Annotated in this window: 7 protein-coding genes and 2 pseudogenes; all 9 read right to left on the bottom strand. The window is 35.2% G+C overall.

Translation table 11 applies throughout. From position 1 onward, the window contains the following. On the bottom strand, positions 1-1,035 hold a 1,035-nt coding region (pyrF, locus tag RMR19_RS07510; protein WP_331654668.1), incomplete at its 3' end, for an orotidine-5'-phosphate decarboxylase. Between the two features lie 213 nt (positions 1,036-1,248). Continuing rightward, positions 1,249-2,025: a hypothetical protein gene (locus RMR19_RS07500; RefSeq protein WP_310602880.1), complete on the bottom strand. Its 777-nt coding sequence runs from the start codon at positions 2,023-2,025 to the stop codon at positions 1,249-1,251. 286 nt (positions 2,026-2,311) lie between these two features. Next, positions 2,312-2,701: pseudogene (rhuM, locus tag RMR19_RS07495) on the bottom strand (RhuM family protein); the annotation flags it as partial. A gap of 162 nt (positions 2,702-2,863) precedes the next feature. Beyond that, a pseudogene (gene rhuM, locus RMR19_RS07490) lies at positions 2,864-3,508 on the bottom strand (RhuM family protein); the annotation flags it as partial. A gap of 39 nt (positions 3,509-3,547) precedes the next feature. After that, positions 3,548-4,318 carry a DUF6304 family protein gene (locus RMR19_RS07485; protein ID WP_310602879.1) on the bottom strand — a complete coding sequence of 257 codons (771 nt, stop codon included), beginning with the start codon at positions 4,316-4,318 and terminating at the stop codon, positions 3,548-3,550. Between the two features lie 128 nt (positions 4,319-4,446). Further along, positions 4,447-4,962 (bottom strand): hypothetical protein, encoded by a 516-nt coding sequence (locus RMR19_RS07480; protein ID WP_310602878.1) that lies wholly within the window; start codon positions 4,960-4,962, stop codon positions 4,447-4,449. A gap of 100 nt (positions 4,963-5,062) precedes the next feature. Continuing rightward, complete coding sequence (locus RMR19_RS07475) at positions 5,063-5,488, bottom strand: hypothetical protein (protein WP_310602877.1); 426 nt, start codon at positions 5,486-5,488, stop codon at positions 5,063-5,065. A 347-nt stretch (positions 5,489-5,835) separates the two neighbouring features. Next, positions 5,836-8,889, bottom strand: a complete 3,054-nt coding sequence (locus tag RMR19_RS07470; RefSeq protein ID WP_310602876.1) for a glycoside hydrolase family 2 TIM barrel-domain containing protein — start codon at positions 8,887-8,889, stop codon at positions 5,836-5,838. Between the two features lie 267 nt (positions 8,890-9,156). Beyond that, the gene (locus tag RMR19_RS07465) at positions 9,157-9,783 is read right to left on the bottom strand and encodes a YesL family protein (RefSeq protein WP_310602875.1); all 627 of its coding nucleotides are present in this window, start codon (positions 9,781-9,783) and stop codon (positions 9,157-9,159) included. Positions 9,784-9,943 lie beyond the last annotated feature (160 nt).

The following is a 9,943-nucleotide window of genomic DNA, read 5'->3' as shown; positions in this document are numbered from 1 at the left end:
GAAAAGCTTTGGATACTTTTGACGTAATTCTTTCAATTGCTCTGGATAAGTAGCTCCAATTACTGCACCTACACCTGTATAACCATATTTACCCGGTAGTGCTTCACCCCATTGTTCGCAGAGAGATGCCATAGTTTCATATACCGTTTTATCATTTATCTTTGAATCCTGTAATTCAACAGAGGAAGGATTTGATGTTTTCGCTAGTACAAAAATTCCTTTGTTTTGTTTTTGGCATACTTTGATTAATGGCTCAATACAGTCTGTACCTAAATATCCGTTAACTGTCAACGCATCACCACCAAATGGCGTAAATGAATTGCCCTCTACTTCCGTTGTACCTAACCAACCATCAGCATATGCTTCCATGGTTGAACCAATATCTCCACGTTTGCCATCAACAATAACAAACATTCCTTTTGATTTCGCATAGGAAATAGTTTCAGCCAAAGTGCGTACACCTTGCCAGCCATATTTTTCATAATATGCTGCTTGTGGTTTTATTGCAGGAATAATATCATACACGGAATCAATAAGCTCTTTATTGAAACGCAGTACCGCATCCGCTGCACCTTCTAATGTTTTACCATGTTCTTGATAGGCAGCTTCTTTTAAATAGTCAGGAATAAAGTCGAGTTTTGGATCAAGTCCCATAACGGTAGGATTTTTAGTTTCCATTATTTTTGAAATCAAAATGTCAAATGACATCGTAGTACCTCCTTTTTGCCTTCTCTTTGATTTTAAAAGCATCGCTGCACGAGCTAGCTTTTCGACTTCTTGAGGATATAAACCACGAAACTCGTCACGATGCAATGAGTCCCAAGGAGTTTTTGATTTATGCGGTACATCAGAAAGGTTAAGCAAGTAATCCGTCGTAGTGTGAAGAACATTCGCAAGTCTAACAAGTGTTTCCTTATCAGGCTCTCTTAATCCACTCTCATATCGTGAAATGTTTCTTCTGTCACAACCCACTAAATGCCCAAGAAATTCTTGTGTATAACCTAGTTGAATACGTAATTCGCAGATTCTCTGCATAAATCTCACCTCCGATATCCATTGTAATGCATTTATAACATAATGAAAGAGATTGCGCCAATATGGAGCTATCTTTATAGTAAGTGCTATCTTTATAATAGGTGCTTTATTATCCAACTTAATTAAAGCAGTCTTAGGTCAACGGTGCGTTGCACGATTTACAATACCTTCCTACACTCTGTAAGTTTTTCAGATATTAATCTATATACCTAATTACTCAATTCCAAAACTAAATTGCTCTAATTTTGATTGTAATCTCCAAGAAACATACTTAAAGATAACTCTCCGAGGACAACTTTCATCAAGATGTGTCACATGCTTTATTGTATCTCCACGAAATATAACTTCTCCCAAATACTCCTTTTTATCAATTGTAAGTTTAAATTTCAAAACAGCATTAAACTCATATTTACTTGATTTGAAAATGCAATCAAGTTTCGTTCTAAGTTTTGATGCTGTTCGTTTTCTTGATTTTGAAAGCTTGATTAGCTCCTTATTAAAATCTTCTATATTTAAAATTTCAAGTTGTGTATGATGATCAATTACCGTTTTTACCGATTTATAAACATCAATCACATAGTTGCTCTTTTCTGGAATTTTCACATCAAATACCATATCAAACGTTGAACAATCAGGCCCTTCTAAAACACCATACCATTTCATTGTCATTTTATTTTCCTTGATACTTACAATTTCAATTGTTCCACTTTTTACATTGATTTCATATAGACTTATGTAACCAGCATTTTCTCCAAACTCATCTATTTGGCTGTTCCAAACAAATTTCTTGTCTTCTAAATCTTCTATTGTTGAAACATGTGTATTAAATTCAATACTAATACTCCAATCTTCATCGATATTTTCTTTGTCATCGGGGATTACTTCTAGGTATAAAGAGATTTCATTGTTTACATACTCTAGTATTAGGTCTGTATCGTATACGTTGTAGGTGGAATCGCCTAGTATAAAAAAGCTTTTATTGTTTATCATAAAATTGCCTTTCTTGGGTACTTTAAATATTGGTTACAAAATTGAATGTCCATTTTAATTTAGCAGAGGAGTGAATATTCGAATTATTTGGTGAACTTTATGGTGAACCTTTTGGTGAACTTTTCGATGAACTTATGGTGAACCTTTTGGTGAACTTGGGTCAAGATTATTGTAAGAATATCTGTATAAATTCATATAAAAACATTCTCCTTTTTTCAGACACTTCCTAGCTCTTTGATTGCTTCCGTTGGCAATTCCTATGTAGTTGTTCGGAATTTCCGAACAACTAATTCTTCGCTTGTTCTTCTAGTTCCAACAAAAACTTGTCATAATCCGATAAGAACATTCTATCCTGCACAATACGATATTTTTCAAATTCTGTTTCTGCATGAAGTTTTGCCTGCTCCACACTAATCTTACCTGCATCTGTCAATATTTCGTTGCCATTAAACTCTAAGAAACCGTCCAGTCGCTTTGCCCAATCCTCCATGCTCATTGGAATCTGTCGCTCTGCCTGCAATTCTGCATAATCAAGATAAAGTGAAACAATTCGCTCCATATAAGACATTTCCTTGTCACTCATATAATTCTTTGCAATTGACACATCTGCCTTTACTATTTTCCCTTCTGGTGCGGCTTCCCAAGTGGTCAATCCCATATATTCTTTCTCTGCATTAGGGCGTGTTTAAAAAATGCTTTTACTGGGCTGTGCACTCCACTTAGTGGGGTGGAAGGTCAAAATTCAGGAGGCATAGCGGGCTATGTTGACTGAATTTTGACCTTTCAGACCGCTGAATGGAGGGCGCAGAACAGTGAAATGATTTTTTAAACATACCCTAGCACGTTCTACAATCAGCTCCGCTGCAGTATGTCTATGGACAGCCCAATGCATCTTATTCTGCACGGTTTGAAAAAACTGTCTGGTGGTCTTTGCATCTTTATCATAATCAAAAACTGTCGAATATAAGTCAGTAATTTTCTGATAAAATTTTCGCTCAGACAGGCGAATTTCACGGATATTCTGCAACTGTCTTTCAAAATATTCATCAGTGAACATATGGCCTTTTTTCAGTCGTTCCTTGTCCATCGTCCAGCCTTGGATAGTATAATCCTTCACGATTTGACCTGACCATTTGCGAAAACAGACAGCACGGTCGTTGTAGACTTTAAAACCTACTGCAATAATTGCTTGTAGATTATAATGCTTTGTATTGTAAGTTTTACCATCAGTGGCAGTTATCCGAAAATCTTGGATAACTGAATCTTCTCGTAATTCATCATCCTCAAATATCTTTTTCAAATGATAGTTGATTGTACGGACATCTACATCATATAAAACCGCCATCATCTTCTGCGTCAGCCATATATTTTCATCTTCATAGCGCATTTCCATACTGTCAGCGGTATCGCCAACTGCTGCAATATAGGTTAAATATTTTGCTGCTGAGCTATGAATGGTAATTTTATCTTTCTTTTTTGGCATGGTATTCCTCCGATTCCTATCTTTTTGAATATCTTTATTTTATTCATATATACCACCACGGTAACCTCCCAAGCAATTTATTCTTGGCGCAAACTCATTACAAACCGCAGTTTCTTGACATTGAACGAATCCTTCTTCAAACGCATCCCAAATGGTATACTCTCCCTCGTTTTTGCCATAAACCTTTAAATATTTCTCCTTGCTCTCAACAAAGCAACACAAACTTCCAATATTGTTTTGCCCATATGGACTGTAATCTGAATAAAGACAACCAAAACAATTGTATAAATAATATTTTCCTGCAATTTGTTTGCAAATGGATTGCATCGAGATTTCAAAATATTCAGAAAGCTCTATCGCATTATAGTACTTTCCCTCCACAATAAGAGCAAACCTCTCACAAATGTTCATATTGGGGTTCACACTTTTCCCATCTAATTTGTAAATAGCTCTCGCATTTTCTTGATTGCTATTGTTAAAAACTATATCCAGTTCAGCAGAAATTTTACGTTTTTCTGTTAAAGAAAAAACCATGCAAGGTATTCTCATCTGCATTTGATATGATTGAAGCCAATAATGATATCCTGTTTCTTTACTTCCATATTTCAGCATAGAGAACTTCTTCATTATATCGCTTATATTCGATTCCGTTTCTGACAATTCCCAATCATCCAATCCAGAACCCCCAAATATAACACCATCAATACATATCTTAAATGACTGTTCTGTATAATTATCATCATAATGATTTTCTATAACAATATCTAAATCATGTTGCTTGTCCTTATAATGAGCTTGCCAAACCTGCATTATGTTTCCTTTCCCAATTTCTTTACAATTTGATTTCCTTTATTTTACCACAGCCCCATTACTTTTTCCATCAGCAAAAGGACAAAAAAAACAGCAGTCATTACCACTCTATCAGATGTTAACGACTACTATTTAAAATATATTTGACATGGCATCACCTCACAGATTATATACTTCGTCCAACAATTTAATATCAACAAGCATAATATGATCCGCTCCGAGATTTTCCATTCTATAAGCAGATTTTCCTCTGGCTCATCCCATAAGAAGATTGTGCCATTTTCCAACAAACCATTTTCTTTACCTATGAGTGAACATAAATAATTGCTACATTTTTTTATTCCATCAAGCCTTATACCATCCCAACGTCCTTGTGTATTAAAATTACTACTCCAGTAATATAGTCCATTCTCAATACCATCTTCATCTTTATGTGTTTTCAAATGTTCTTCAAAATCAATTAAACTATTAAACCCGTTTTCTCTTGCAATTTCCCATGTTCGCTTTTCAGAAAAATATTCTTTATAGGGTTCAACTTCTAACTCGGAATAATACTTTGCAATATGATTTTTTACAAAAGCATAAACAATATCATTATCTAATATTAAGCTATCTGGTAACACAGCATAACAAATGCTTTTCATATCTATTATCACCAATCTCCACTATCAAAATTAGTCTCTCACTTTTAGAGTAAACATATCAATGATTTCTTCACATCCACAATACATAAATTATATGTAACTATGACATTTCTTTACTGGCTTCTTTTGTGACCTCTTCAACAATTTGACTATATTCTTCAGGTAATTGAATATACATAAGTTCAAAATCTTCCATCAATCCATCACAGTCTGCAATAAAAATATCATAAAATTCTTTGTTAGTAAAAACTAATATCTTTTGTTCTGCTTGAGTTAAATTCATAAAAAAACAATCCGAATAGGTGTTTTTAATTTTACCATTGGGCTTCTTGCCACCAGATGTTTTACCACTATGATTAATAACCTTTACAATAATTTTACCATTATCTGATACACCATCAAATGCTTTTCGTTTACCTTTTGTTCCAATCTGAACAGACTTATTCGCTAAATTTATATCTAACTTTAAAGCTATTTGATTAATTACATAAACAGATACTTTCTTAAGTGCACTTGTATTTGCCAATAAATTCGCCTCCTCTAATTTACATGACAGCCATAAACATAACCACTACTTGGGCAGATTCACTTTAAGCTTTCACTACTCAGTTATTCTCAAGGCAATCACTCCTATTGCCTTTATTTTACCACACCCTCCTTACTTTTTCCATTCTCAAAACTCCAAGAAGAAACTATTCTATACATTTTCTAATACTAAAAAAATCTATCCTGCAACCAATAACCAAAAAACAGCGGCCATCACCACTCCACCACATGGTAACAACCGCCATTCAATCCTACTTACCTATTTCTCTATAAAAAGGGGAACTCACAAACAATAACTTACTTCACTACCTACTTATCAAAAACCTCCTAAATCCCCCTAAACGAAAACTCAAACACCTGCTTCTCATCTCCCTTAATCAAATACTCCTCTTGCGTCCTCGCACCCCAACTATCATCTCCTCCAACTCCCATCTGCTGCTTCGAAACCCTTACTACTGTATAATGAATTGGTGGAAGTTCATATGGATGACCTGCATTTTCCAGCTCGTGTGGCGTATATGGTAGAGCGGAAAATTCCATCTTATCTCCTTCGAACATCATACCTCTTCCCTTATTATTCAGTATCTGTGCATATCTGACATCAGTTTTATTACCGCATTCCTGAGGTGTCAGATATTCTGCCATGGCGTCTGTCACTTTTTCCTCAAATATGCCTAGTTTACCACCATGCTTACGGTCGCAGTAGGTTTCCTTTGGTCCAAGACCATACCATTTCACTCGGTCGTAATCGGCATCGAATTTGAACAGCATACCAAACTCAGGCATATCGCTTAGCCCTTCTACTGGCTCATAGCACATTCTTGTTCGAACTGTTCCATCACCATAAACCGTATAAACAACTTGGCAAGTAGAGGCAGGCATTGTTGCTAACAGATAATTATAAGTTATTATTGCGCAGTCTTCCTTTACTTCCACAATAGGTTTATTAATCGTTCCTTTGTGGTCATGGAATGTTGCATACATACTTGCTACTTTCCATTGTGAATAGCGGAATGGCATACGATTTCCTCTATCATTTTCCGTTGCTGCACGCCAGAAGTTTGGTTTTGGAATTGCTTTTATCATCTCAACACCGCCATAGCAATACGAAACCATACCGTTAAAGATAGCACCATGAGAGGTAGAGAACATTGCTTCAAAATTCTCACCTATAATCGTAAGATTAAATTGACCATGAACAACTTCAAAAGGAACTTTTTGAATCGGATTCTCCTTTTCAAAATTGTTTCGATTAACAATTCCCTGTCCAAATGCTACCTCATGGCCACGTTCAGCCCAAAGGGTATCCTCTCTTAACACGAAAGAAACCGTAACACAATATTCCCCTACAGTTTCAGTAATTTCAAAAGGTAGTACGAATGTCTTTGACTCCAATGGTTCTACGTCTATCAAAACTTCTTCTTTCTTAATAACAATACCATCTCTCATCAAACTTACTTTACAACTATAATCCTTTGTATTTACGAATAAATTCTTATTGATTACAGTAAAATCTGTTTCCGTAATAGTAACAGAGATGTTTTGATAATTATATTTTACCTCTTGCACCTTAGGGGAAGGTTTGCGATCCTTTCCATACATAATTCCATTTCCACTGCCCTGATAATCCGAAGGACGGTCATCAAAATCACCGCCAAATGCCTGAAACTCTTTGCCATAACGATCCTTCTTCGTAATAGACTGGTCTATGAAATCCCATATAAAACCACCTTGGAACTTTGGTTCTACGTCTGTCAGATCTGTATATTTATGCATCGCACCACAGGAATTTCCCATCGCATGTGTATATTCGCATAATACAAATGGTTTGCTACGGTCTTTTTCTAAAAACTCTTTTATATTCTTAACCGGTGTATACATCTGACTTTCCATATCACTAGTATCATTATAAGTTCGATCCAGATATACCCCCTCATAATGCACTAATCTTGTATCATCCAAGGATCTGAATAACTGCGACATTTCATAGATTACCTTACCACCATTGCTTTCATTACCGCATGACCAGATTAAGATACATGGATGATTCTTATCTCTTTGGTAAATGGATGTTACTCGGTCAAGTAATAATGGCTGCCAATCCTCTCGGTTTGCTGGTACTAACGTTTCAGGCGATTTCCAAGAACCATGCGTTTCCATATTTGTTTCATCAACGACATATAAACCATATTCATCACATAACCGATATAACATAGAATGATTCGGATAATGACTTGTACGAATCGCATTGATATTGTTTTGCTTCATCGTAACAATATCGCAAATCATCTCTTCCTCTGATACACATCTACCAGTTATCGAACTGAATTCATGACGGTTTACCCCTTTGAAAACAATTCTTTTACCATTTATGCACATAATACCATCTTTCAGTTCAAAACGGCGGAAACCAACCTTTTCACAAATAATTTCTTGGCAAACTCCAGTATTATCTTTAACTTCAAGTAGCAAATCATATAGATATGGCTGTTCTGCACTCCAAAATTTAGGATTTTCCACATGAATATGTACCTCTGTTGTTTCAGATAAATCAATTGCACCACTTATAATAATTTCATTTGAATATACATCCCGTAGATAATACTCTGCAATTCCTTTTTCTGTAGCTTTTCCTGTGGCGTTTGCCATAGTTGTTGCTGTAACAACAAGGTCACTCTTTGTACACTCCTCATTTAACAACGTCTTTATCTTCAAATCCTTAATATGTACTTCTGGAATCGTATAGAGATAGACATCTCGAAAAATTCCTGAGAATCGAAAGAAATCTTGATCCTCACACCAGCTTCCACTTGTCCACTTAAACACCTGAACTGCTAACTTGTTTTCCCCTTCTCTTAGATAAGGTGTCAATTCAAATTCCGATGGTGAAAATGTATCCTCACTATAACCAACAAATTCCCCATTCAACCACAATGCCATTCCACTTTCAACACCTTGAAAAGAGATATAGAGTGGCTTCTCTTTCATTGTTTCTGGAACGTTAAAATATTTCACATAACTCGCAACAGGATTAAACTTTTGTGGAATCTCACCAGGGAGAATCGTTTCATAGCGTTCCCATGGATACTGCACATTCGTATAATGTGGTCTGTCATAGCCCTCCATTTGAATATGTGCTGGAACTCTGATATCATCCCAGTATTTGCAGTTGTATTCTGTCTTTTCGAAATCTGGAATTACACAATCATAATTCTTTGCATATGCAAACTTCCATAATCCATTCAGTGAAAAACGAAAACTGCTTGTACCAGTCGCCATCTCCTCCTTTGAAGCATAATAACCATGATCGGAATGTGCATCTAATCGATTAATTGCAAAATATGCGGGGTCTTTCACTATCTCATATTTAAATTCTTTCATAAAATCATTTATCCTTTCCTATTCGTTTTTAGCCAATTACCAAACTCTTCATAATCCTCAAAAACACGCCCACGTAATTTTTTGAGATAACAAAAAGCTGTAACAAAACAAATGTTAGCTACACTATGTCGAGAGATATCTCAATTCCCCTACCATATGTGATATTATCATTTTATTTTGCTACAGCTTGTTCAATCATTCTATAGGATTCTATATTTGCATCGATTCAGAAGTTCCTATGTGAAATTACTATTTGAAATTACGAGCTTATATAATTCTCTCAACAGGATGCTTCTTTACATATCTATCAAATACATGATTATAGATATATGCGTGTAAACAAGTTGCTCCTCCAATTGCGAAGAATATCGGAAAACCATTTAGTACGATTGTGAAATTTACAATTAACAGTGAAATTACTACGATAAGCAGTGACCAACCAATATTAATGATGCTTGTTAATATGGAAAAAATTATCGTACCCTTCACGGTATTATCAAACTTCGCTAATACGGGAAATACAATCGAAAGTGCAAATCCATATACAATCATCAAGATAATAAATACTACTTGCAATCCCTTACTAGCACTATTACCCATAATCCAATAGTAAAAATAGTTAACTCCTAATATTGCTCCGACGAGCACAAATAAGAGCCATAGTATTGTTGCTTGTACGAAATTATTACGGAAAGAAGAGAAGAACTGTTTCACGATATTTCCTTCTTCATTTTTTGCAATTTTCAAAGATACATAATATAAGGCGGTTGTAGATGCTCCAATTGTTATAATTGGTAAACTACATAGAATCCATAATAGATTTATAATCATGATCTGCGAAAATTTACTCATAACTTTATAGAGTGTACTGTCGATACCAAATATCGTTTCCATATCTCTCCTTCTTTCTGTTTTATAATTTCTTACTATCTAAGGCTACATTCTTCTAATAATAATTATCTACACCAATCATATAAAATATGATTTAGCACTTGGGTTTTCTGCTGCTCTTACTCACAGAAAACCCTTTTACCAATACTAATAGTTTTATTGC

It is taken from the genome of Anaerosporobacter sp. (genome assembly GCF_031551385.1).
In the GTDB taxonomy this organism is placed as follows: domain Bacteria; phylum Bacillota; class Clostridia; order Lachnospirales; family Lachnospiraceae; genus Anaerosporobacter.
The sequence above is the reverse complement of the archived record's forward strand: the minus strand, read 5'-3'. Positions and strand labels throughout refer to the sequence as shown.